We start from the raw sequence: 23,035 nt of genomic DNA, 5'->3' as shown, positions 1-23,035 counted from the left end.
CGCCGTCGTGACCGTCGACAACGCCACCGCGGCCGTGGTCCCCGCCACGCGCACGAAGCCGCAAACCGCCACGAGCGTAGCGAATACTGCCACGGAGCCCACCGGCGGCCCGCCCACGGCCGATCCGCTGGCCTGGCTCGCAGATCATGCCCGCGGCCGGGAGGCGGCCGGCCTGCGCCGCCGGCTGCACCCGCGCCCGCGGACGCCCGCCGCGGACGGTTCCCGGGTGCGCGTCGACCTCGCCGGCAACGACTACCTCGGCCTCGGCCGCCATCCCGCGGTCGTCGAGGGGGCGGCGCGCGCCCTGCGGGAGTGGGGCACCGGATCCACCGGCAGCCGGCTGGTGACCGGGACGACCGCCCTGCACGGCGAGCTGGAGGCGGCACTCGCCGACCACGTCGGCTTCGCCGGAGCGCTCGTGTTCTCCTCCGGCTACACGGCGAACCTGGGCTGCCTGACCGGGCTCGCCGGCCCCGGGGATCTGATCGTCTCCGACGCGCTCAACCACGCCTCGATCGTCGACGCCTGTCGGTTGTCCCGGGCTCGGGTGGCCATCACCCCGCACGGCGACGTCGCCGCCGTGACCGCCGCCCTCGCCGCCGGCGGCTGGCGCCGCGCGCTCGTGGTGACCGAGTCGGTGTTCTCCGCCGACGGCGACGCCGCCCCCCTCGCCGAGCTGCACGCCACGGCCCGCGCGCACGGGGCGGTCCTCGTCGTCGACGAGGCGCACGGGCTCGGCGTGGTCGGCCCGGCCGGACGCGGCGCGCTGGCCGCCGCCGGGCTCGCCGGCGAGCCGGACGTGGTGGCCACGGTCACCCTGTCGAAGGCGCTCGGCGGCCAGGGCGGCGCGGTCCTGGGCACGGCGGCCGTGCGCGACCACCTCATCGACACGGCCCGCGCCTTCATCTTCGACACCGGCCTCGCCCCGGCAAGCGCCGGTGGGGCGCTGGCGGCGCTGACGCACCTGCGGGCCCATCCGGAGCTGCCCGCGGCGGTCCGGCGCCGCGCCGACGAGCTCGCCGCGCTCACCGGGGCGCCGCGCCCGGCCGGCGCGGTCGTCTCGGTCCTCCTCGGCGAGCCGGAACCGGCGGTGGCCGCGGCGGCGACCTGCCTGGCACACGGGGTGGCGGTCGGCTGCTTCCGGCCGCCGACGGTGCCCGCGGGCACGAGCCGGCTGCGCCTTGCCGCCCGCGCCGACCTCACCGACGCCGACCTGGCGCTCGCGACCGAGGCGTTCGCCGCCGCCGGCGTCCTCGCTTCCGAGCTTCTCACTTCCGAGGTGCTCGCCGCCGGGGTGCCCGTCACCGAGGCGGTCACCCGGTGACGCTGCTGGTGGTCACCGGGACCGGCACCGAGGTCGGCAAGACGGTGGTGACCGCGGCCCTGGCCGCGCTCGCCCACGACCGCGGCCACGCCGTCGCGGTGGTCAAGCCGGCACAGACCGGGGTCCGGCCCGACGAGTTGGGCGACGTCGACCTGGTCGCCGGCCTCGCGGGCATCCGCGACGTCCACGAGCTGGCCCGTTATCCCGACCCGCTCGCACCGGCGGCCGCCGCCCGCCGAGCCGGACGACCCGCCGTCGACCTCGGCGACGTGGCGACCCGGATCGGCAAGTTCGCCACCGACCACGACCTCGTCCTCGTCGAGGGGGCCGGCGGGCTGCTGGTGCGCTACGACGACAACGGCGCCACCCTGGCCGATCTCGCCCGGCTGCTCGCAGCGCCGGTGCTCGTCGTGACGACGGCGGGTCTCGGTGCGTTGAACGCCACCGCGCTGACCCTGGAGGCGCTCGCCCACCGCGGCCTCGACCTCGCCGGCGTCGTGATCGGATCCTGGCCGCGCGAGCCGGATCTGGCCTGCCGCAGCAACCTGGCCGACCTGGCCGACCTGGCCGGCCGGCCGCTGGCCGGCGCTCTGCCTGCGGGCGCCGCCCTGTTGAGCCGGCCCGAGTTCCTGGCGGCCGCCCGGCAGTCNCTCGAACCCGCCCTCGGCGGTACCTTCCGTGCACAGCAGTTCCGTGCACGCCACCCCCTATAGGGCGATTCCCTTGTCTTTCCGCGGCTCCGCCCGTCCGCGTTGTCCCGGTAGAAAGGCAAGGGAGCGCGGGAGGGCGGTGGCCGGCGACGGAGGCGGAGGCGGAACGCCGGCGGAGGCAGTGGGCCGGCGGCGGAGACAGTGGGCCGGCGGCGGAGGCAGTGGGCCGGCGGCCAAGGCGGGTGGCCGGCGGGCGCGGTGACAGCGAAGGCGGGTGGCCGGCGGGCGCGGTGCGGTACACGCGGGTGGCCGACCGTCGGCCTGTGCTCCTGCGCCGGAGGCGGGCGGGTGACGAACGTGCCCGATGTCGCGTGGGAAAACCGGGCGGCCGGGCGGGCCCGGGTTCGACAATGGAGGGCGCACTCCGACCGATCTGACGACAAGTCAACCCGAGAAACCCGACAAAGTCTGCTTAACCGCATGAAACCGGACAAGCCGGATCGGGAAACCGATTCGATCAGACCATCCGACGACGACCCCAGACCATCCGACGACGACCCGACCCGACCACCGAGCGCATCTCCTCTGCCGACGTCCCGCCTGGAGGCCCCCGTGACCGCACCCGTGACCGCGCACATCGCCCCGGCGACGGTGCCACCGTCGGCNCCGGCCGCCGCCGGGCAGGACCCGGCCGCCCTGCTCGCCCACGCCCGGCGCGAGGTGCTCGAGGCCGGGCGGGGGCTCGACGAGGCCGGCGTGCTCGCCGTCCTGNGGCTGCCCGACGAGTACCTGGGCGACGCCCTCGCGCTCGCCCACGAGGTCCGAATGCGCTGGTGCGGGCCGGAGGTCGAGGTCGAGGGCATCATCAGCCTGAAGACGGGCGGCTGCCCGGAGGACTGCCACTTCTGCTCGCAGTCGGGCAAGTTCGACTCGCCGGTGCGCTCGGCGTGGCTCGACGTGCCCTCGCTGGTCGAGGCGGCCCGCCAGACCGCGGCCACCGGCGCCACCGAGTTCTGCATCGTCGCGGCCGTTCGCGGACCCGACGCCCGGCTCATGTCCCAGGTCCGCGAGGGGGTCGCGGCCATCCGCGCGGCCGTCGACATCAACGTCGCCTGCTCGCTGGGCATGCTGACCCAGGACCAGGTCGACGAGCTCACCGCGATCGGCGTGCACCGTTACAACCACAACCTCGAGACGTCCCGCTCGCACTTCCCCAAGGTCGTCACCACCCACAGCTGGGAGGAGCGCTGGGAGACCTGCGAGATGGTGCGCGCGGCCGGAATGGAACTGTGCTGCGGCGCGATCCTGGGAGTCGGGGAGTCGCTGGAGCAGCGGGCCGAACTCGCCGCCCAGCTCGCCGTGCTGGAGCCCGACGAGGTGCCGCTGAACTTCCTCAACCCGCGGCCGGGTACGCCCTTCGGCGACTACCCCCCGGTGCAGCCGCGCGACGCGCTGCGCGCCATCGCCGCGTTCCGGCTGGCACTGCCCCGGACGATCCTGCGCTACTCGGGCGGCCGGGAGATCACCCTGGGCGACCTGGAGGCGCAGGGGATGCTCGGCGGTATCAACGCCGTGATCGTGGGCAATTACCTGACGACGCTGGGCCGGCCGGCCGAGTCCGATCTGAAGATGCTCGCCGACCTGAGCATGCCGATCAAGTCGCTGCAGGCCACGCTGTAGCACCGCGCCCGTCTCCGGCCGGCCGGCTCGCGCGCGGCGCGGGCCCCGGCCGGAGGTGCGGCGGGCGGAATCAGGCGTTGGTGGCCGTCTTGAGGCCGTGCTCGGTGCAGCGCGCCGACCAGCCCGCGGGGGTCACCTGCACCACCAGCCGCCGCCGGCAGACCCGGCAGTAACGCGGGGGTTCGAGCTCACGGGCCCGCGCGCACGCCTCATGACTGCCCACACTGGCCAACTGACCGCAACGGTCGCAGAACGAAGCGTCCACGAACGTCAGCTTAGGGCATGACGCGACCCAGCCCACGGCCGACGGCGGGGACGGCCTGCAGGCGGCCCGCCGCGGATCCGAGCGGGCCCGACAGTCACGCCGGGCGCCGAGCGGAACGCCACCCGCGGAACGCCACCGGCGGAACGGACCGGAACGAGCCGCGCCCGGTGGACCGGCCCGGCTGTTGCCATCCCGGGTGGACCGGGCGGAGGCCCGGGTGGGGCCGGGTGGGGCTCAGCCCGCGGCGACCGGCTCGACCACGGCGATCAGGTCGCCGTCCTGGACGACGTCGCCCTCCTGGACCGCGATCCGGGCGACAGTGCCGCCGTCCTCGCTGATCACCGGGATCTCCATCTTCATGGAGTCGAGGATGACGAGGGCGTCGCCGGCGGCCACCGGATCACCCACACCGNCGACGACCTTCCAGACGTTGGCCACCATCTCCGCNCGGACTTCCTCGGCCATCGGGCTCCCTTTCAGCGGCGGATCGAACCTGGCAAGAGCCTAGTGCCACCGGTCACCCGGACCAACTGCCCTCCGCCCACAGGTGTGTTCGCACCNCAGCACAGAGGCGACTCGACCGCCCGGTGTTGGGACTGTCCGCCATAACCACGCAGACTACGGATGTGCTCGTACTTCTCGTGCTGACCCTGGTGTGCGGGCTGGGCGTCGGCCTGGCCCGTGGCGGAACCCTCGGCGCCCTTGCCCGCGTCCACGTCCTGCGTCCGTGGTTGTTCGCCGCGGTGGTCCTGGTACTGGCGGTGGGCGGGCTCGTCCCGGCGCTGCACAGCCCCGCCTGGATCGTGGCGGCGGTGCTTGCCGCGTTGTTCGCCGGCATGAACAACCGGCTGCCCGGGCTCGGCCTGCTGGTGACCGGCATCATCGCCAACGCCGCCGTCATCACGGCGAACGGCGGGCAGATGCCGGTGTCGTTGTGGGGCGCGGACCGGGCCGGCGTCCCGATCGACGACATCCTCACCTCGGCCTTTCACACTCCCGCCGGGGACGGCACGAGCCTGCGCCTGCTCAGCGACATCATTCCGCTGCCCTTCCCGGGGGCGCCGGCGGTGGTGAGCATCGGCGACGTGGCGATGGCCGCGGCGCTCGGGCTGTTCGGCGCCGTGACTCCGGTGCGGGCCTGGCGCACACTGCGAGCCCGGCGTCAGGCGGCGCTGGCCGGCGCGACGCTGGCGGGGTACGGCGACGCGGCCGAGCTGATCGGCTCCGACGACCGCTTCGGTCCGGACGGCCGCTTCGGCCGCGACGAGCGCCTCGCCGACGACGACCAGCCAGGTCCCGATCGTCACAGCGACGAGCCCAGTCACCAGGGCGAGCCCAGTCACCAGGGCGAGCCAGGTCGCCGTGGCCGACCCGGTGACGACGACCGCGCCGACTGGGAGGAGCCCGACGCTCGTCCCTACGCGGACGACGTGCTCGCCGACGACTCACCCAGCGGCGCCGCGGTGGTCTCCGGGGACGGTGCCGTCGGGAACGTCCGCCTGGTCGGGCAGGCCGGCGGCGGGCGTGGTACGGAGGGCGACGCGGGCGGCGAGAGTGAGGGCCCCGCGGGCAGGTCGGTCACCACCCGCCGGCCCGGGCTGGCACGATGACTCCACATCCGATTGACGGAGGGGAGGACGCCATGGCGAAGAAGAAGCGCAAGCGGCGCGCGCGGGCCAAGAGCAAGGCCAACCACGGCAAGCGCCCGAACACCTGAGCCGCCCAGAACTGCTGGGAAGCCCAGAACAGCTGAGCAGCCCGGCGGGCCGTGCGCGCACGGCCCGCCGCCAGGCTCCGCTCAGGCCGCGGCGACGGTCTGCCGGCGCAGCCAGGCGACGGTCCGCGCCAGACCCTCGTCGAGGTCGACCCTGGGTCGCCAGCCCACCAGCCGCTCGGCCAGGTGCACGGCCAGGGCGATGCGGGCCAGCTCGCCGGGACGCGCCGGAGCCCGCAGGGGGGTGTCGGGCACGCCGACGATCGCGGCGATCCGGCTGTGCAGGTCCCGGACGCTGGTCTCGACGCCGGTGCCGATGTTGAGCCGGGCGCCGGCGGCGGCGTCCACCGGCAGCACCCGGACGAACGCCTCGGCCACGTCGCCGACGAACACGTAGTCCCGGCTCGCGGTGCCGTCGCCGAAGATCTTCGCCTGCCGCCCGGCCAGCATGGCCGTCCCGAAGATGGCGACGACGCCCGCCTCTCCGTGCGGGTCCTGCCGCGGCCCGTAGACGTTGGCCAGCGCCAGGGCCGTCGAGGCCAGGCCGTGGGTGGCCCGGTAGACGTTCAGGTACAGCTCGCCGGCGGCCTTGCCGGCCGCGTACGGGGACTCGGGCGCCACCGGCGCGGTCTCGTCCACCGGCAGCCGCGCGGGCGAACCGTAGATCGACCCGCCGGACGAGGTGTGGATGACCTTGGACGCGCCGGCGAGCCGGCCGGCCTCGAGAACGTTGATCGTGCCGAGCACGTTCTGCCTGGCGTCGCGCAGCGGGTCGGCGACGCTGACCCGGACGTCGATCTGGGCCGCCAGGTGGGCGACCACGTCGGGCCGCACCCGGTCGGCGAGGGCGTGCAGCTCGGGCGAGGTGACGTCGAGCTGCTCGAAGGAAAAGCGCGGGTCGGCCGCCGCCGCGGTGAGGTTGGCCAGGCGGCCGGCGGACAGGTCGTCGACGCCGACGACGCTGTGACCGTCGGCCAGCAGCCGGTCGGTGACGGTGGAACCGATGAAGCCGGCCGCGCCGGTGACGAGGATGCGCACAACGCAGGACGGTAGCCCGCGATCCTGTGCAAGCCCTGTACGCCGCGTGGCCGTCAACGCCGTGACGGACAGGCGTTCGTCACGGTCGGTCTCGCAGGCGGCGGACGAGGTCAGGCGCAGGGCAGCCCGCGGTCGGGGCTGCCGGCGCCCTACTCGGCCCGGAACTCGGTGGCGTCCGCCTCCACCCGGGCCGACCGCAGCCGGGCCAGGACGCTGGTCCGCAGCGAGTCCGGCGCCCGTTCCCCGCCGCACTTGCGGGCGACGAGCATCTTCACCTCGTGTTCCACGCCGAACTCGCGCAGGCACGGGGAGCACTCGTCGAGATGGGACCGGATCAGGTTCTGCTGCCCGCCGTCGCACTCGCCGTCGAGATACAGGAAGACCGCGTCCAGCACCTTCCGGCAGTCGATCTCGTGCTCACCACCGCAGCTCACGACGCACCACCCTCGCCGTCCGCGGACCCCGCGCCCACCAGCCCACGACCCGCCGCGTACTGCTCCAGGGACTTGCGCAGACCGCGTCGGCCACGGTGCAGCCGGGACATCACGGTCCCGATCGGCGTTCCCATGATCTCCGCGATCTCCTTGTAGGCGAAGCCCTCGACGTCGGCGAGGTACACCGCCATCCGGAAGTCCTCCGGCAACGCCTGCAACGCGTCCTTGATGTCGCTGTCGGGCAGGTGCTCCAGCGCCTCGGTCTCGGNGCTCTTCAGGCCNCTGGACGTGTGCGACTCGGCCTCGGCGAGCTGCCAGTCCTCGACCTGCTCGGTCGGGCTCTGCAACGGCTGCCGCTGCCGCTTGCGGTAGGTGTTGATGAAGGTGTTGGTGAGGATCCGGTAGAGCCACGCCTTGAGGTTCGTGCCCTCCTGGAACTGGTGGAAGGCCGCAAACGCCTTGACGAAGGTCTCCTGGACGAGGTCCTCCGCGTCGGCCGGGTTGCGGGTCATCCGCAGGGCGGCGGCATACAGCTGGTCGAGGTACGGGAGGGCGTCGCGCTCGAACCGCGCGCCCCGCTCCTCGGTGGTCTCGTCGACCAGGATCACTCCCTCACCGCTACGCTGTGCAACGGCCCGCTCCATGTTTCGGGTTTCGGACCGGACGGAACCGGACCGTCTCTCCGGAGCGGACGATACCCCGACCACGGCTCCGGCGCGCATCGGCACGATGGCCACAGGGGGCCATTGTGGGACATGTCGCGGCTGCGCCGGCGGCTGCCGGTGGGTGGCGTTCGCAGGAGTCATGGGACCTCCGTGACCTCGTGAGACAACGACGTCAACGCCGATCACCCCACAGCTGATTCCCGCGCCGCAGCCAACGGGCCCAACCGGTCGAGCAGGAATGCGGCGCCGACCCGGGCGGCCTCCGCGACGGCGTCGCCGGCCGGCCGGCCGTCCCGCACCCGCGTCCGGAAGGAGTGGTCGCCGCCCGCGACGAGGTGCACCCGCCGGTCAAGCGCCGGATCCGGCTCCGGTCGGCCGAAGGCGTCCCGGTCACCCTGGACGACGAGGACGGGCACGCCGGCGCCGTCGAGCTCCCCCTGCCGCGACGGCTTCGGACCGCCCGCCGCGGTGGTGCCCGGCGGCCGCAGCGGGAAGCCGAGGGCGAGCACCCCGCGCGCGCCGGATCCGACGGCGACCCGCATGGCCACCCGCGAGCCCATCGACACCCCCGCCAGGACCAGCGGGCGCGGCGTCCCGAGCGCCTCGATCGCGGCGGTGGCCACCGCGTCGAGGCGGGCCGGCCGGTCCGGCGCACGGCGCCCGGCCACCCGGTAGGGCATCTCCAGCCGGGCGACCCGCACCCCGGCGGCGCCCAAACGGACGGCCAGCGCCTCGAACAGCGGCGTGTCGACGCCGCTGCCGGCCCCGTGCAGGAACACGACGGTCGACGCGCCGATCCCGGGAACCACCGACAGTCGCCCACCGTCCACAGCTAGGAAGGCACCGTCGGCCACGCCGACACCGTCGACCTTGTCGACGCCGTCGGCCTTGTCGACGCCGTCGGGGGGTGGCGGAACCGGCGTGCATCGATCCGACACAGCAGGGAAGGACTCAGCGTGGTCGAGCGTGGAATCTGTCAGACTTCCACCTTGAGTGTGTGACTTGCCTCGCATCATCGCCTCCCGAAGGGTAGGAAAGCTTCATGCTGCCTGGCCCCGACGCCGATCCGGGNCCGCCTCGTGGACGAGCAAACACCCTGGTCTGCGAGGCTCCGGCCGACAGTGACGATCCGTACTGGGCCTTCTATGAGGAGGTCGCGTCGGCGCAGCTGCGGGAGTGGCTGCCGGCGCAGCCGGCGCGGGTACTTGACGTCTCCGGCCCACGGGCCCGCTTCGCCCGCCAGATGGTGACCGCGGGTCACCAGGTCGTGCGGGTCGTGGCCCAGGCCGAGTCGGCCGACCCGGCCGTCGGCCCGGGCGCGCTGCTGCCGGTGGTGGGCGACGCCCGCTCGCTGGACTGGTTCTCCCCCGCCTCGTTCGACGCGGTGCTCGCCGAGGCACGGGCACTGTCGTTCTGCCTGGCCACGGAGACGACCCTCGACGAGATCCACAGCATGCTGCGCCCGGGCGGGAGGCTGCTGCTCTGCGTCGACTCACTGCTGCTCGGCCTCGCCCGCCTCGCCGAGCAGCATCGCTGGGCGGAGCTGTCCGACGTCCCCCGCGCCGACGTCGTGCTCGTTCCCGCCGAGGACGGCACCATCACCCGCTGCTTCTGGCCGGAGGAGCTGCGGGCACTGCTGACCAGCGCCGGCTTCGTCGTCGACTGGATCCGGCCGCGCACGGTGCTGTCCGCCGAGGCGGTCAAGCGGGCCGTGGCCGAGGATGTCTCCTGCTTCCCCACCCTCGTGCGCACGGAGGTGGAGCTCTCCGCCGAGCGCGAGGGCGAGTCCATCGGCATCCACCTGATCGCCTCCGCTCGCCGACCCGCCTAACCCGCCTCACCGGTCCACCGGTCCGGCTCCGGCGACGGCCAGGGGGCGAGGCGTTCGAGGGCGGCGACGAGGCGTAGCAGTCGGTCCTCCTCGCCGTGACGGCCGACGATCTGCAACCCGACCGGGAAGCCGTCGGCGGTGAAACCCGCGGGCACACTCACCGCCGGCTGCCCACTGAGGTTGAAGGTCCAGGTCAGGCTCACGCTGCGGACCTCGCCCGGGCCCGCGTGCGGATGCGGCCGGTTGGGCGTGGTCGGCGTGAGCAGCACGTCCGCCTGAGCGAACACGCCGGCGAGGCAACGGTCGTTGTGCGCGCGCACCGCCGCGACGTTCGATGCGGCAGCGGTTCCAGCGGATGTCCACCCAGCGGACGCCGGCCCAGCGGACGCCGGCCCAGCGGACGTCGGCGCCGGGGCCGCCGGCGCCGCTCTCAGCGCGGTCCAGGCCGCCTCCGGGTCAAGCAGCTCGACGGGCATGTCCGTCCAGGTCAGCACACCCGCGGCGGCAAGCCGGTCGGCGGCGGCCCGGCTCACGGCGACCACCTCGGGCTCCGGGTCGGCAAAGCCGAGCGTCGCCGACCAGACTCCGGTCCCCAGCGAGCGGTCCGCGGGCGGGTCTGGCGGACTGCGGTGCGGTTCGTACGGATTCGGAGCGCCGACCGCACCCGATGCACCGCAATCCTCACCCGGCAGGCCGAGCGGCGCGTACAGGCCGGGAGTCGGCTCCCCGCCGACCGAGTGCCCGCGGGCCGGCGCATCGCGTTCGGGCGACAGCGTCGGCGGCTCGCGGGCTCCGGCGACGACCGCCCACCAGGCGGCCGCGTCGGCGGCGTGGCGGACGATCGGGCCGGGCACGGTCAGGCCGGCGGGGTCGGAGCCGGGGAATCGGCCGTTGGTCGGCTTGAGCCCGACCACGCCGCACCAGGCCGCCGGGATGCGGGTGGAGCCGGCGCCGTCGGCGGCGGTCGCGAGGGGGACGACCCCGCTGGCCACGGCGACCGCCGAACCCGCCGACGAGCCGCCGGGCACCCGATCGGGCCGCCACGGGTTCACCGTCGGGCCGCGGCTGGTGTGCCCCCAGGTCTGCCAGGGATGCGCGGCCCGGATCGGCACCGCCGTCGCCCCGATCACGATGGCCCCCGCGGCGATCAGCCGGCGAGTCGTGGGCGCCGTCACGCCGCCGCCCGCCTTGACCGCGATCGGCACACCGGCCAGCGGCAGCTCGGCGCCGCGGGCGAGCGCCCGGCCGACCAGGCCGGCCCGATGCGTGGCCAGGTCCGGCCAGCAGGCGGTGAAGGCCCGCAGCGCGCCGTCGGTCTCCCGCAGCCGGGCCAGGGCCGCCTCGACCGGGGCCTGTGGGGAGATCAGCCCGGTGCGGACCAGCGCGGCCAGCTCGATGGCGCCGAGCGCCGGGTAGTCACGGCGCACACGATTCACCGACTCGTACGGTACGGACGCGTCGGGGGCGGCCGACCATCCGGCATGCTGTCATGGTGAGCATCCTGACCGGCATCGAGGCCACGGGCACGCAGTCCGACCCGTGGCCGGCCCCGACCGCGCAGCGTCCCGTGACGGCCGTCGTCCCGGTGCCGGGGGCGAAGTCCGGCACGAACCGGGCGCTTGTTCTGGCCACCCTGGCGAACGGGACGTCCCGGCTGCGTGGGGCCCTGCGCTCGCGCGACACCCTGCTGATGGCGGGAGTGCTGCGCGCGCTGGGTGCCGAGATCAGCACCGACGGGCCGGACTGGATCGTGCGACCCGCGCCGACCACCCGCCTCGCCGCCGGGGCACGGGCCGAGTGCGGCAACGCGGGCACCGTCGCCCGGTTCACCCCGGCCCTGGCCACCCTGCGCGAGGGCGACGTCGCGTTCGACGGCGACGCCCGCATGCGTGACCGGCCGCTCACCCCGCTGCTCGGCGCGCTGCGCCGGCTCGGCGCCGACATCGACGGCGACCGGATGCCCTTCACCGTGCGCGGCCGCGGCCGGCTGCCCGGCGGCGAGGTCACCGTGGACGCCTCCGACTCCAGCCAGCTCGTCTCCGGCCTGCTGCTCGCCGCCCCCCGCTACGACGCCGGGGTCACGGTCGTGCACCGCGGGACGCGCCTGCCGTCGGGCCCCTACCTCGACATGACGGTCGCCGATCTGCGGGCGGCGGGCGCNGTGGTCGACGTCGCGCCGCCCGGCGCCGACGGCAGCCGGCGCTGGCGGGTCGAGCCGGGCGAGCTCACCGCCGCCGACCGGGCCATCGAGCCGGACATGAACAGCGCCGCGGCCTTCCTCGCGGCCGCGCTCGCCACCGGGGGGCGGGTGGTGGTGCCGGACTGGCCCGAGGCGACCGAGCAGCCCGGCCGGATGCTCCCCACACTGCTGGCGGCGATGGGCGCCACGACCGAGCGCACCGCGGCGGGCCTGGCGGTCAGCGGCGGCGGCGGGATCCACGGGATCGACGTCGACCTCGGCGACTTCGGGGAGGCCGCGCCCGTCCTGACCGCGCTCGCCGTCCTCGCCGACTCGCCGTCCCGGCTGCGCGGCATCGGGCACCTGCGCCTGCAGGAGACCGACCGGCTCGTCGCCCTCGCCCAGGAGCTCGGCAGTCTCGGCGCGCGGATCACGGTGACCGACGACGGGCTGGCCATCGAGCCGGCGCCCCTGCGCGGCGCGCGCCTCGACCCGCGGGCCGACCACCGGCTGGCGATGGCGTACGCGGTGGTCGGCCTGGTCGTGCCGGGGATCGTCATCGACGACATCGCGACGACCGGCAAGACGGTGCCCGACTTCCCCCGCATGTGGACGGCGATGCTGGCCGGATGAGCGCTGGCCGGATGAGCACCGAGCTGATCACCACCGAGCGGATGAGCGGCGCGGCGAACCGGGCCGTGGGCTAGCCGATGGCGCGCGAGCTGGACGAGGACGATGTCCGGGTGCGACCGGGGCGCAGCTCGCGTCCCCGAACCCGGGAGCGGCCCGACCACGCCGAGGCGGTGCCGGCGGTGGTGGTCGGGGTCGACCGCGGCCGCTACACCTGCCGGCCGGGCCCGACGCCGCAGCGGCTGGTCGCCGCGGTGCGCGGCGGCTCGATGCGCCGCACGTCGGTGGTCGTCGGGGACCGGGTCGCGCTCGTCGGCGACGTCTCGGGGACGTCCGGGGCGCTGGCCCGGCTGGTGCGCCGCGAGGAGCGCACGAGTGTCCTGCGGCGCACGCCCGACGACACCGACCCGGCGGAGCGGCCGATCGTCGCGAACGCCGACATCCTGGTCATCGTCTGCTCGGTGACGGATCCCGCGCCGCGGCCGGGCCTGATCGACCGCTGCCTGGTCGCCGCCTACGACGGCGGGCTGTCCCCGGTGCTGTGCCTGACCAAGACCGACCTGGCCGAACCCGCGCCGCTGATCGAGCTGTACCGGCCGCTGGGATTCCCGGTGCTGACGACCCGGCCGGACTGCGACCTCGACCCGCTGCTGGCGCTGCTGACCGACCGGGTCAGCGTGTTCTTCGGCCACAGCGGGGTCGGGAAGTCCAGCCTGGTCAACCGGCTGGTGCCGGCCGCGGACCGGGCGATCGGCGAGGTCAACGCCGTGACGGGCCGCGGGCGGCACACGTCGTCGGCGGCCGTGGCGCTGCTGCTCCCGGCGGGTGGCACAGTGATCGACACGCCCGGGGTGCGGTCGTTCGGCCTCGGTGCGGTGGCGCCGAACCGGGTGCTGCGGGCCTTCTCCGACCTCGCCGCCGCGGCCGAGCACTGCCAGCCCGGCTGCGAGCATCTCGCCCCGTCGCCCGACTGCGCGCTGGACTCGGCGGTCCGGGACGGGGCGGCCGACGCCGCGCGGCTCGCGAGCCTTCGCCGCCTGCTGGCGGCCCGCGGAACGCCCCTGTGAGAGTGCGGTCGCGAGATTCGTCACACTCTTCCCGCCACGCGGGGCCCGCCGTCCGCGTGACCGACGCGTGAGTGGGCTCGACTCGTAGTCTCGCAGGCGTGACCCCGCCTAACCCCACCTCCGTGGGCACCGCATCGACCGAGGACAGCGACGCCGTCGCCGTCGCCGACGATCTCGCGCTCGCGCTGAGTCTCGCGGACGCCGCCGATCGGATAACTCTCTCCCGCTTCCAAGCCGTTGATCTGCACGTCGAATCCAAGCCGGACAACACGCCGGTCTCCGATGCCGACACCGCCGTCGAATCCATGATCCGCGAGCGGCTCGCCGTCGCCCGGCCGGGGGACGCCGTCCTCGGTGAGGAGGAGGGGCTCGTCGGCGCGGGCGCCCGGCGACGCTGGATCCTCGACCCGGTCGACGGCACGAAGAACTTCGTGCGCGGCGTGCCGGTCTGGGGCACTCTGCTCGGCCTGGAGGTGGACGGCCAGATGGTCGTCGGCGTGGCGAGCGCACCCGCGATGAGCCGGCGCTGGTGGGGGGCCCGGGGCACCGGCGCGTTCACCCGGGACGCCACCGGCGACACCCGGGCGCTCAAGGTCTCCTCGGTCAGCCGNCTGGGGGATGCGTTCCTGTCCTTCGCCTCGGTGGAGGGCTGGCGGACCGCGGACCGCCTCGACCAGTTCCTGCACCTGGCCGACCAGGTCTGGCGGACCCGCGGCTACGGCGACTTCTGGTCGCACATGATGGTCNCCGAGGGCGCGGTGGACCTCGCCTGCGAGCCCGAGGTGTCCCTGTGGGACATGGCGGCGCTGCAGGTCATCGTCGAGGAGGCCGGCGGCCGGTTCACCGACCTGGCCGGTCGTCGCGGCCCGGGCCACGGCACCGTGCTGACGACCAACGGCTACCTGCACGACGTCGCGCTGCGTTCCTTCAACGACTGAGCCCCCAGCAGAACCACGGGCCCACACGCAACCCCCAGGAGATGAGTGGCGGCCGGTGATCGGCTTCGCGCACCGCGGGGCACCGGCCCCGCACCAACGGGAGAACACCCTGCCCGCGTTCCGGCGGGCGCTGGCCGGCGGGGCCAGCGGGCTGGAGTCGGACGCCTGGCTGACCGCCGACGGGGTGCCGGTGCTCCACCACGACGGGGTGCTCGGGCCGCCCGGCCGGCGGCGGCGGATCAGTGATCTGACCGCCGACCGGCTGCCCGCCTGGGTGCCGTCGCTGACCGCGTTCTACGCCGAACTCGGCACGTCGTTCGAGTTCAGCCTCGATCTGAAGGGTCCGCCCGATGGCTGGGCGCCCGCGGCGGACGCCGTGGTCGCCGTGGCCCGAAGCGCGGGCGGAAGCTCGGCGGTCCGGCGGCTGTGGCTGTGCGGGACCCTCCCGGAACTCGCCGCCTTCCGGGATCGTGACCCGGACGTGCGTCTGGTGAACTCCACCTCGATGCGCACCGTGATGGATGGTGGGGGGGTCGGCGCCTACGGCGGGCGACTGCGCGCCGCCGGTGTGGCCGCGCTGAACCTACGGACACGGGAATGGACACCACCACGGGCCGGGATCGTCGGCGTTCTGCTCGACCTCGGTATCGCCGCGTTCGGCTGGGATGCGCAGAGCACAGGCACCCTGACACGCCTGGCCGGATACGGGCTGGAGGCGGTCTACAGCGACCATCTCGCGCGGCTGGTGCGCGTCACCGGTTCCGCGCGGCATAGCGCCGGACCAGCGGCATAGGGCCGGGTCAGCGGCATAGCACCGGGCCAGCGGCATAGCACCGGGCCAGCGGATGAGTCGGAAGCGCGGGCGGCACACTGGACGAATTGGTTGACGAAGCCGACGAAGCCGCCCATTGCGTTGTGCGCAGCGTGACCCGGCTCCGGCGCACTGTCATATCGTCGACTGTTAGGTTAGCTTGAGGTAGCTATAGGGACCACCGACGGAGAGTGGCCACGAAAGATCCGCCGACCGGCCCGATGGATTGGCCCGCAGAAGCGATTACCGCGCGGCCGACGACGGTGGGCGACCATGGCTCACCGTGGCACTTTCCTGACACCGGGATGACGGGCGACTCCGCTCAGTCCTCCTCGGCGACTTTCAGCATCTGCTCCGGAAACCCGGTGCGTTCCGCCACATGCTCGACGGAGTAACCCTGTCGCACCAGGTCACGGGCCTGCTCCAGCGTCCAGCCCCGCCCGGGGTCAACCCGGCTGACAACCACTTCACTCGCCTGGTGCCGTTCCTGCGGCCAGCTGAGTCGTGCACGGCGTGCCAAGGGTGGACCTCCGAGATTTGAGGACTTTGGTGTTACGCCACCAAGGATAGGCCATATTGACGCCGGCCTGCCCGTTGAACTCCACGATAGCGGGTGGCGACCTGTTAATGCAGACCCGCGCCGAAGACTGTGCATCATCCGAACGCCGGGTGGCCCGAACAGGTGGGCCATGCACAAGGTACGAGTGGGCAGGATCTCCGTCGACCCCGGGAACTTCCCGGTCGCGAAGAGCGTCGAGGAGAGCGGTTCAAGCCGAGAAGGCATGACCGCATCTGTCCGGGGCCTTCCGGCCCACCCATCGCTTAGCCGTCCATCCGCGGCCGCGAGGGCATAGACCCGACCGCGGCGGGGGAGGCCGGCCAGGCCGAACCCGTTTCGGCCCGATACCGGCCCGCGGGCCTCAGCCGACGGCTGCGCCCGGATCGCGCGGCCCGCCCCGGCCGTTCCCCCCCGCCTGCCGCCTCCCCGATCCCGACCGCCCCACCCGCGCCTTCCCCGCCCCCGACATCCCCGAACGGGGGGACTCGGCGGTGGTGGCGTTCTCGACGCCGGTGCTCGTCTCGACGCCGGTGCTCCGCTCGCCGGCGGCTCCCGACCCGCCGGCGCCCGACCCGCCGGCGCCCGACCCGGCGGCGCCCGACCCGGCGGCGGCTCCCACCCCGGCGGCGGTGTGCTCGGCGACAGCCCTGGCAGCCGCCGCAGGTGGGGGCGCGGCGCCGGGGTCGCCCGCCGGCCGGGTGGTGCGCGGCTCCCGCCCGTGTTCGCGCAGCATCGTCCGCCACTGGCGCGGCGAGTGGCTCGCCGGCCTGGTCGTGGCCAGGAAATCCTCAAGAACCCGCCGGAAGCGCGCGGGATCGCTGTGATGCGGGAAATGCCCGGCACCGGGGAAGATCTCCAGTCGGCTTCCGGGCATGGCCGCATGCGCGATCCGGGCGTGCTCGACCGGGATCACCGCGTCCCGGTCCCCCCAGACGATCAGCGACGGCATCCCGGCGGCGAGATAGCAGCGGTCGAGCATCGTGATGGCCTGCCCGTGGGCGTCGACGACGCTTCGCAGTGTCCGCAGGAAGGCCGCCCGCGCCGTCGGCACCCCGAGCGAGTCGCAGACGTGCAGGATGTCCTCGGCATCGCGGCCCAGGGCGGTGTGCAGCAGCCGCAGCGCCCGCAGCCCGGCCCAGCCGACGAGCCGCACCGGCGGGACGCCCATCAGCGATATCACCGCGCCGGCGCCCGGCAGCGCCGCGGCCCGAAGAGCCGGGTGCAGATCGGGCCCGACCCCGCCGGTGGCCACCAGGACGAGCCGCTCGCAGCGCTCCGGGAACTGGTAGGCGAACTGCATCGCGACCCCGCCGCCCAGCGAATGCCCGACGACCGTCGCCCNCTCGATGCCGAGCACGGTGAGCAGGTCACGCATACCGCAGGCATAGCCGGCCACCGAGTAGTCGCCGCGCGGCTTGTCCGACTCCCCGTGCCCGAGCAGGTCGGGGGCTATCACCGTGTGGCGCCGCGCGAGCTCGCCGATGATCGGCGCCCAGGTGCGGGCGTTGTCCCCGATGCCGTGGATCAGCAGCAGCACCGGCCCGCGGCCGGCGCGCAGGTAGCAGCGCCGATACCCGTGGACCGTGACGAATCGCGAGGTCAGCTCCCCAGGCCCCACACTCGGCGCACCGACGGTCATGGCCACCCCAGATCAGAACTCGATGTTGCTCATCACGTGCTTGATCCTGGTGTAGTCCTCCAGGCCGTACACGGACAGATCCTTGCCGTAGCCGCTCTTCTTGAATCCGCCGTGCGGCATCTCCGCGACGATCGNGATGTGAGTGTTGATCCATACGCAGCCGAAGTCCAGGCGGCGCGCGACCCGCATGGCCCGGCCGTGATCGCGCGTCCAGACGCTGGAGGCCAGGCCGTACTCCACGCCGTTGGCCCACTCCACCGCCGTGTCCTCCGAGTCGAACCGCTGCACGGTGATGACCGGGCCGAAGACCTCCGACTGGATGAGTTCGTCGTCCTGGCGCAGGCCGGCGACGACCGTCGCGGGATAGAAGTAGCCGGGCCGGTCGAGGGCCGCACCGCCGGCGAGCACCGCGGCGTGTCCCGGCGCCCGCCGGACGAACCCGCCGACCCGGTCGAGTTGACCGGCGCTGTTCAGCGGGCCGTAGTCGACGTCGGTCTCGTCCGGTGAGCCCGTCGCGGTGCCCCGGGCCGCCTCGGCCAGCGCCGCGGCGAGATCGTCGTGGATCCCCGGCGCGGCCAGCACCCGGGTCGCCGCGGTGCAGTCCTGGCCGGCGTTGAAGTAGGCGGCGCCGGCGATCTCCGCGGCGACGGCGGCCGGGTCCACGTCGTCGAAGACGATGACCGGCGCCTTGCCGCCGAGCTCGAGATGAACCCGCTTGAGCGAGTCCGCCGCCGCCCGTGCCACCTCCATGCCGGCGCGCACGCTGCCGGTCACCGACACCATCGCCGGCCCCGGGTGCGCGACCAGCGCCCGCCCGGTGTCCCGGTCTCCGCAGACGACGTTGAGCACGCCCGGCGGAAGGAACTCGGCGGCGATCTCGGCGAGCAGCAGNCTGGACGCCGGGGTCGTGTCCGACGGCTTGAGGATGACCGTGTTGCCGGCCGCGATCGCCGGGGCGATCTTCCACACCGCCATCATCAACGGGTAGTTCCACGGCGTGACCTGCGCGCAGACCCCGACGGGCTCCCGGCGGACGTAGCTGGTGTGCCCGGCGAGGTACTCCCCGGCGGCCCGGCCCTCCAGCAGGCGCGCGGCCCCGGCGAAGAAGCGAATCTGGTCGGCGGACGGCCCGACCTCCTCGTCGACGGTGAGCTGCAGCGGCTTGCCGGTGTTGGCGCTCTCCACGGCGGCGACCTCGTCGGCACGCTCCTCCAGCGCGTCCGCGAGGCGCAGCAGCGCCCGGGCACGTTCGGACGGGGTGGTGTCGCGCCAGGTCTCGAACGCCGTGGACGCGGCGCGGACGGCGGCGTCGACGTCGGGGGGACCGGACCGCGGGGCCTCGGCGAACAGCTCGCCGGTCGACGGGTTCAGAATCGACATCGTCTCGCCGTCGGCGCTCTGACGGGAGACGCCGCCGACGAAGTTGGCGAGGATCGCGTCCATACGTTGCTCCTAACGCTGATGGTCCCCCGACCGTCCGGCCGCCCGACATGTCGACACAACGATTACGATGGTTACACGAACCTCGTGCCACGGATAGCGTGAACAAAGGACCGTGACGCCACGGAAACACGCTACCCGGGCCCGGTCCAGCGCAGGGCGCACGGCCCCGAGAAAGGCAGGTCGAAACGATGCCGGGCCGCCGACGTCCCGCCGCAACCCCAGCCGCCACAACCCCAGCCGCCACAACCTCAGCCGCCGCAGCCGCCGTCCCGTCCCTGTGGCACGACACCGCCGGCCCCGCCCCGGCACCCCGGCCGCGCCTGGTGGGCCGGCTCACCGCCGACGTCGCCATCGTGGGCGCCGGCTTCACCGGCCTGTGGACCGCCTACCACCTGCGCCGCGACGACCCGACGCTGCGGGTGGCCGTCGTCGAGCGGGAGACCGCCGGCTTCGGCGCGTCCGGGCGCAACGGCGGCTGGTGCTCGGCGCTGTTCCCCGTCCAGTCGATGGCGCCGGCGATGCGCGGCCCGCTCGCGGCCACCATCGACGACATCGACGCCGTCTGTCGCGCCGAGGGCATCGACTGCGACCTCGTCAAGGACGGCTTCCTCGAACTCGCCACCACCCCCGCCCAGCTCACCTGCCTGCGCGCGAGCCTGCTCGCAGCCTTGCCCGCCGTCGCGTCCTCCCCGCCCTCCCCGTCATTGCCGTCATCCCCGCCATCGCCGACCTCCCCGTCATTGCCGACCTCCCCGTCATTGCCGTCATCGCCGACCTGGCTGGACGCCGACCAGGCCGCGCGCCTCGTCCGGGTACCCGGCGCGCTCGGCGGGATCCTCGACCCACAGTGCGCCGCGCTGCATCCGCTCAAGCTGGTCCGGGGCCTCGCGGCGGCGGCGCAGCGCCACGGCGTCGAGCTGTTCGAACACTCCCCCGCCGAGAGCATCGACCCTGGCCGGGTCGTACTGGCCGACGGCGAGATCCAGGCGGGCGTCGTCGTGCGGGCCACCGAGGGCTACACCCCCGCCCTGCCCGGCCTACGCCGCGAGCTCGCCCCCGTCTACTCGCTCGTCATCGCCACCGAGCCACTACCGGAGTCGGTCTGGGCGGAGATCGGCTGGGACCGCCGGGTCACCCTGTCCGACGGGCGCCGGCTGCTCATCTACGCCCAGCGCAGCGCGGACGGCCGGATCGTCCTCGGCGGCCGCGGCGCGCCGTACCACTTCGGCTCGCGCACCAGCCCGGCCTTCNACTCCTCCCCCGCCGTCTTCGAGCATCTCCGCCGCGCCCTGGCCACCCTGTTCCCCGCCGCCGCGAACGCCCGGATCACCCACCGCTGGGGCGGCCCCCTCGGCGTCCCGCGCGACTGGACCCCCGGCGTCTGCTTCGATCCCGACACCGGCCTGGCGTGGGCCGGTGGCTACGTCGGCGACGGCGTCGCGGCGGCGGCCCTGGCCGGCCGCACCCTCGCCGACCTCATCCGCGGCCGGCACTCCCCCCGCACGAAGCTCCCCTGGGTCGTCGACCACCGCCGCCCCTGGGAACCCGAACCGGCCCGCTGGCTCGGCATCAACGCCGGCCGCCTGCTCGCCGCCGCCGCCGACACCCGCGAGAACCGCACCGGCCGCCCCTCCCGCCTCGGCCCCGCCCTCGACCACCTCACCGGTCACTGACCCCCCGCTCCGGCCCGCCGGTTCTCCTCCGCCCCGCTGGCTCTCCTCCGCCCCGCTGGCGCGGCCGGCTGTCCCGGGCCAGCCAAGCGATCAGGCAGCGGCGGAGCGCTCGCCTTACAAGCGAGTGGTCGCACGATCGCAATCTCGCGGACGATCATCGACTGCGCAGGAAAGCCCTGCTCACCTGGAGAGCAGACTCACCCTTCTTGCCAGGCGCGCCGGTGCGCGGCGTCCGGAGCAGGCGAAGGCTNGATCGGCGGAACGGCTGCGGGACTGACCTGGCAGGCCGGAAGTCCGGGNGGGCTCTCGTCAGGCGGTGAGGTCTCGGGCGAGGTAGTCGAGGCTGTCGAGGTAGCGGTCGACGTCGGCGTCGGTGTGCTGGACCGAGAGGGTCCACTCCTCCTCGCGGCCGGGGGCCATCAGGACGCCGCGATTGGCGTTGTAGAGCCAGGCCAGCTCGGGCAGGGCGGCGTTCTGGTGGGCCATGAAGGACGTGTAGTCGCGGATGGGGGCGTCGGTGAAGTGGACGCAGCCCTTGGAGCTGATCCCGACCGTGTAGCCGGGGATGCCGTGGCGGGCCAGGATCTCGTCGCAGCCGGCGATCAGGCGGTCGTTGAGGNGGTCGAGGNGGGCGTAGGCCTCGGGGGNGAGCACCTCCAGCAGGCTCGCGCGGGCGGCGGCCATGGTCAGCGGGTTGCCGTTGAACGTGCCGACCTGCTTGACCCGGTCCGAGGCGACGACCTCCATGATCTCCGCGGTCGCGCCGATGGCGCCCGACGGCAGGCCGCCGCCGAGGGCCTTGGCCAGGGTGATCATGTCGGGTCGCACGCCGAAGCGCTCGGTGGCGCCGCCGGCAGCCACGCACAGGCCGGTCTTGACCTCGTCGAAGATCAGGATGATGCCGTGCCGGGCGGTGATCTCCCGGACCGCCTCGAGGTAGCCGGGCTCGGGCAGGACGACGCCCAGGTTCATCATCGCCGCCTCCATGATGACGCAGGCGGGCAGGCGGCCCTCGGCGGCGAGGGCCTCGATACGGTGTTCCATCGCGGGGGCGTCGTTGAACGGGACGGGCACGGTGAGGTCGATGACGGCCTGCGGGATGCCCGCGCCGTAGCCGAGGGAGTTCATGTTGTCGGCCGGGCCNATGTCGTCGTAGGGCGCGCCGATCGACACCATCACGTAGTCGTGGTGGCCATGGTACGAGCCGAAGATCTTGATGATCGTGTCGCGGCCNGTGACGCCGCGGGCGATGCGGATGGCGTCCATGGTCGCCTCGGAGCCCGAGTTGACGTNGCGCCACTGCGGCAGGCCGAACCGGCGGGNGAGCTCCTCGCTGACGACGACCGAGTCCTCGGTCGGCATGGCAAAGTGGGTGCCGAGGGCGACCCGCTCGGTCACCGCCCGCACGATCGCGGGGTGGGCGTGGCCCTGGATCATCGAGCCGAAGCCGTTGTGGAAGTCGGCGTACTCGTTGCCGTCGACGTCCCAGACGAGCGAACCGCGCCCGTGGGTCAGGTAGATCGGCCACGGGTCACGGATCTGGTAGGACGAGGGCACCCCCGACGTCATCGACCGCGCCGCCCGCGCGTGCAGCTGTTCGGAACCACGGGTCCGGCTCTGCAGGNGGGCCTCCTCCCGATCGGTGAGTTCCGCCGCCCGGGCGTGAAGTGCGGCCTGGGTCACACTTGCCTCGGTAACGATCAGATTCGACACCGTCCACGCATCCCTTCAGCCGAGCGCCTACCGAAAGCGTAGCTCGACTGGCCACTCGGCGAGTGAATCCGCAGACAAAAGTGGATTCGGGTATCGCTTCCCCGTTCGTTCGCTCGTAGCCATACGATGACAGCGGGACGCCCTCCGAGCGGCCGGGCCGGTGCGGCCCGACGCCTCGGCCGGCGATCGGACCGGCGCAGCGCCGGGNGAGACGAGGAGGATGCCGGGTGCAGTCTCGACGGACGCCCGGCCAGCGCTCCGCCTCAGACGGGCTGCTGGACGACATCAACAAGGCCATCATCGAGCACTCCAGCAGGACGGCCGGCGCTCGTACGCGGCGATGGCGGCCGCGGTGGGGCTGTCCGAGGCCGCGGTGCGCCAGCGGGTCCAACGGCTGNTCGACGCCGGCGTCATGCAGATCGTCGCCGTCACCGATCCGCTGCGCGTCGGCTTCCATCGGGAGGCGATGATCGGCGTCCGAGTCACCGGCGACACCCGGGTGGTCGCCGCCACCATCGCCGATCTTCCCGAGGTCGACTACGTCGTGCTTACCGCCGGCTCGTTCGACCTCATCGTCGAGATCGTGGCGGAGGATGACGAGCACCTGCTGGAACTGATCAACGACCGGATCCGCGCCCTTCCCCAGGTTCTCGCGACGGAGACCTTCGTCTACCTGCGTCTGGTGAAGCAGACCTACGCCTGGGGAGCGCGCTGACGCACCACCGCGACGGGGACGGGCGGGNAGGGATGACGCGGGCTTCAGGGGCACGAACGGGACGGCG

Annotated in this window: 17 protein-coding genes and 19 pseudogenes; 17 read left to right on the top strand and 19 right to left on the bottom strand. The window is 73.9% G+C overall.

Annotation, left to right across the window (positions count from 1 at the left end; all coding sequences use genetic code 11):
* The first annotated feature begins 7 nt into the window (after window positions 1–7).
* The 4 genes and pseudogenes from UK94_RS11620 to bioB form a co-directional block, all read left to right on the top strand.
* On the top strand, window positions 8–1,324 hold the full coding sequence (locus tag UK94_RS11620; RefSeq protein ID WP_235487530.1) for an 8-amino-7-oxononanoate synthase: 1,317 nt from the start codon (window positions 8–10) through the stop codon (window positions 1,322–1,324).
* Window positions 1,321–1,973: pseudogene (gene bioD, locus UK94_RS11615) on the top strand (dethiobiotin synthase); the annotation flags it as partial. The gene UK94_RS11620 and the pseudogene bioD, both read left to right, overlap by 4 nt.
* Before the next feature lie 667 nt (window positions 1,974–2,640).
* Window positions 2,641–2,745: pseudogene (locus UK94_RS48355) on the top strand (biotin synthase BioB); the annotation flags it as partial.
* A 1-nt stretch (window position 2,746) separates the two neighbouring features.
* Window positions 2,747–3,654, top strand: a 908-nt coding sequence (bioB, locus tag UK94_RS11610; RefSeq protein ID WP_235487528.1) for a biotin synthase BioB, incomplete at its 5' end; no start/stop codon positions are given.
* A 70-nt stretch (window positions 3,655–3,724) separates the two neighbouring features.
* Here bioB and UK94_RS11605 read toward each other — a convergent pair.
* A complete protein-coding gene (locus UK94_RS11605) occupies window positions 3,725–3,919 on the bottom strand; it encodes a hypothetical protein (protein WP_041939801.1) in 195 nt (64 codons plus the stop codon).
* 234 nt (window positions 3,920–4,153) lie between these two features.
* Window positions 4,154–4,331: pseudogene (locus UK94_RS11600) on the bottom strand (biotin/lipoyl-binding carrier protein); the annotation flags it as partial.
* 175 nt (window positions 4,332–4,506) lie between these two features.
* Between UK94_RS11600 and UK94_RS11595 the strand changes: the two are divergent.
* A complete protein-coding gene (locus UK94_RS11595; protein WP_055749819.1) occupies window positions 4,507–5,529 on the top strand; it encodes a DUF5317 domain-containing protein in 1,023 nt (340 codons plus the stop codon).
* A gap of 188 nt (window positions 5,530–5,717) precedes the next feature.
* Here the strand turns inward: UK94_RS11595 and UK94_RS11590 are convergent, their stop codons facing one another.
* The 5 genes and pseudogenes from UK94_RS11590 to UK94_RS11575 form a co-directional block, all read right to left on the bottom strand.
* Window positions 5,718–6,671, bottom strand: a complete 954-nt coding sequence (locus UK94_RS11590) for a GDP-mannose 4,6-dehydratase (protein ID WP_011607061.1) — start codon at window positions 6,669–6,671, stop codon at window positions 5,718–5,720.
* Window positions 6,672–6,820: 149 nt separating this feature from the next.
* Window positions 6,821–7,105 carry a mycothiol system anti-sigma-R factor gene (gene rsrA, locus UK94_RS11585; protein ID WP_041939802.1) on the bottom strand — a complete coding sequence of 95 codons (285 nt, stop codon included), beginning with the start codon at window positions 7,103–7,105 and terminating at the stop codon, window positions 6,821–6,823.
* Window positions 7,102–7,373, bottom strand: a pseudogene (locus UK94_RS48350) (sigma factor-like helix-turn-helix DNA-binding protein); the annotation flags it as partial. The pseudogene UK94_RS48350 and the gene rsrA, both read right to left, overlap by 4 nt.
* 14 nt (window positions 7,374–7,387) lie before the next feature.
* On the bottom strand, window positions 7,388–7,911 hold a 524-nt coding region (locus UK94_RS48345; protein WP_313949485.1), incomplete at its 3' end, for a sigma-70 family RNA polymerase sigma factor.
* A gap of 41 nt (window positions 7,912–7,952) precedes the next feature.
* Entirely contained in the window at window positions 7,953–8,708 is a 756-nt protein-coding gene (locus tag UK94_RS11575; RefSeq protein ID WP_095212676.1) for an alpha/beta fold hydrolase, read from the bottom strand.
* A 134-nt stretch (window positions 8,709–8,842) separates the two neighbouring features.
* Here UK94_RS11575 and UK94_RS11570 point away from each other — a divergent pair.
* Window positions 8,843–9,601 (top strand): methyltransferase domain-containing protein (locus UK94_RS11570; protein WP_235487524.1); only part of this gene is annotated, 759 nt, incomplete at its 5' end.
* On the opposite strand, the gene UK94_RS11565 is transcribed toward UK94_RS11570, so the two are convergent.
* Window positions 9,598–11,028, bottom strand: coding sequence for an amidase (locus tag UK94_RS11565; protein WP_308203103.1), 1,431 nt, complete (start codon window positions 11,026–11,028; stop codon window positions 9,598–9,600). The two genes, UK94_RS11570 and UK94_RS11565, sit on opposite strands and share 4 nt — an antisense overlap.
* Before the next feature lie 62 nt (window positions 11,029–11,090).
* Here UK94_RS11565 and UK94_RS48340 point away from each other — a divergent pair.
* From UK94_RS48340 to UK94_RS11545, 7 genes and pseudogenes are all read left to right on the top strand, one after another.
* Window positions 11,091–11,761: pseudogene (locus UK94_RS48340) on the top strand (3-phosphoshikimate 1-carboxyvinyltransferase); the annotation flags it as partial.
* A gap of 1 nt (window position 11,762) precedes the next feature.
* Window positions 11,763–12,413: pseudogene (locus UK94_RS48335) on the top strand (3-phosphoshikimate 1-carboxyvinyltransferase); the annotation flags it as partial.
* 77 nt (window positions 12,414–12,490) lie between these two features.
* On the top strand, window positions 12,491–13,477 hold the full coding sequence (gene rsgA, locus UK94_RS11555; RefSeq protein ID WP_055749817.1) for a ribosome small subunit-dependent GTPase A: 987 nt from the start codon (window positions 12,491–12,493) through the stop codon (window positions 13,475–13,477).
* Between the two features lie 122 nt (window positions 13,478–13,599).
* Window positions 13,600–14,087, top strand: a pseudogene (locus UK94_RS48330) (inositol monophosphatase family protein); the annotation flags it as partial.
* A 1-nt stretch (window position 14,088) separates the two neighbouring features.
* A pseudogene (locus UK94_RS48325) lies at window positions 14,089–14,223 on the top strand (histidinol-phosphatase); the annotation flags it as partial.
* A 1-nt stretch (window position 14,224) separates the two neighbouring features.
* On the top strand, window positions 14,225–14,415 hold a 191-nt coding region (locus UK94_RS48320), incomplete at its 5' end, for an inositol monophosphatase family protein (protein ID WP_313949484.1).
* Between the two features lie 55 nt (window positions 14,416–14,470).
* A complete protein-coding gene (locus UK94_RS11545; RefSeq protein ID WP_055749815.1) occupies window positions 14,471–15,208 on the top strand; it encodes a glycerophosphodiester phosphodiesterase in 738 nt (245 codons plus the stop codon).
* A 340-nt stretch (window positions 15,209–15,548) separates the two neighbouring features.
* Here UK94_RS11545 and UK94_RS11540 read toward each other — a convergent pair whose 3' ends face one another.
* From UK94_RS11540 to UK94_RS48300, 6 genes and pseudogenes are all read right to left on the bottom strand, one after another.
* Entirely contained in the window at window positions 15,549–15,692 is a 144-nt protein-coding gene (locus tag UK94_RS11540) for a hypothetical protein (RefSeq protein ID WP_235487522.1), read from the bottom strand.
* An 808-nt stretch (window positions 15,693–16,500) separates the two neighbouring features.
* A pseudogene (locus tag UK94_RS11535) lies at window positions 16,501–17,126 on the bottom strand (alpha/beta fold hydrolase); the annotation flags it as partial.
* 1 nt (window position 17,127) lies between these two features.
* Window positions 17,128–17,424, bottom strand: a 297-nt coding sequence (locus UK94_RS48315) for an alpha/beta fold hydrolase (RefSeq protein WP_235487521.1), incomplete at its 3' end; no start/stop codon positions are given.
* A 12-nt stretch (window positions 17,425–17,436) separates the two neighbouring features.
* Window positions 17,437–17,558, bottom strand: a pseudogene (locus UK94_RS48310) (aldehyde dehydrogenase family protein); the annotation flags it as partial.
* A 1-nt stretch (window position 17,559) separates the two neighbouring features.
* Window positions 17,560–18,315: pseudogene (locus UK94_RS48305) on the bottom strand (aldehyde dehydrogenase family protein); the annotation flags it as partial.
* Between the two features lies 1 nt (window position 18,316).
* The coding region (locus tag UK94_RS48300; RefSeq protein ID WP_235487519.1) for an aldehyde dehydrogenase family protein at window positions 18,317–18,867 on the bottom strand (551 nt) is incomplete at its 3' end.
* A gap of 188 nt (window positions 18,868–19,055) precedes the next feature.
* Here UK94_RS48300 and UK94_RS11525 point away from each other — a divergent pair.
* Window positions 19,056–20,117, top strand: a pseudogene (locus UK94_RS11525) (FAD-dependent oxidoreductase); the annotation flags it as partial.
* Between the two features lies 1 nt (window position 20,118).
* Window positions 20,119–20,540, top strand: a pseudogene (locus UK94_RS48295) (FAD-dependent oxidoreductase); the annotation flags it as partial.
* Between the two features lie 309 nt (window positions 20,541–20,849).
* Here the strand turns inward: UK94_RS48295 and UK94_RS48290 are convergent.
* From UK94_RS48290 to UK94_RS48260, 5 pseudogenes are all read right to left on the bottom strand, one after another.
* Window positions 20,850–21,159, bottom strand: a pseudogene (locus UK94_RS48290) (aspartate aminotransferase family protein); the annotation flags it as partial.
* Between the two features lie 29 nt (window positions 21,160–21,188).
* Window positions 21,189–21,683, bottom strand: a pseudogene (locus tag UK94_RS48280) (aminotransferase class III-fold pyridoxal phosphate-dependent enzyme); the annotation flags it as partial.
* A 1-nt stretch (window position 21,684) separates the two neighbouring features.
* Window positions 21,685–21,773, bottom strand: a pseudogene (locus UK94_RS48275) (hypothetical protein); the annotation flags it as partial.
* A 1-nt stretch (window position 21,774) separates the two neighbouring features.
* Window positions 21,775–21,832 (bottom strand): annotated as a pseudogene (locus UK94_RS48270) (hypothetical protein); the annotation flags it as partial.
* A 31-nt stretch (window positions 21,833–21,863) separates the two neighbouring features.
* Window positions 21,864–22,164 (bottom strand): annotated as a pseudogene (locus UK94_RS48260) (aminotransferase class III-fold pyridoxal phosphate-dependent enzyme); the annotation flags it as partial.
* 316 nt (window positions 22,165–22,480) lie between these two features.
* On the opposite strand from UK94_RS48260, the pseudogene UK94_RS76015 reads away from it, so the two are divergent.
* Window positions 22,481–22,650: pseudogene (locus UK94_RS76015) on the top strand (AsnC family transcriptional regulator); the annotation flags it as partial.
* A gap of 1 nt (window position 22,651) precedes the next feature.
* Window positions 22,652–22,968, top strand: a 317-nt coding sequence (locus UK94_RS48245) for an Lrp/AsnC ligand binding domain-containing protein (protein WP_313949483.1), incomplete at its 5' end; no start/stop codon positions are given.
* Window positions 22,969–23,035 lie beyond the last annotated feature (67 nt).

Origin of the sequence: Frankia sp. AvcI1 (assembly GCF_001420875.1) — a bacterium.
Lineage (GTDB): Bacteria > Actinomycetota > Actinomycetes > Frankiales > Frankiaceae > Frankia > Frankia alni.
The sequence above is the reverse complement of the archived record's forward strand: the minus strand, read 5'-3'. Positions and strand labels throughout refer to the sequence as shown.

Bases quoted from the DNA above. Each gene is read 5' to 3' on its own strand.
- rsgA (WP_055749817.1), top strand. From the start codon at position 12,491: ATGGCGCGCGAGCTGGACGAGGACGATGTCCGGGTGCGACCGGGGCGC.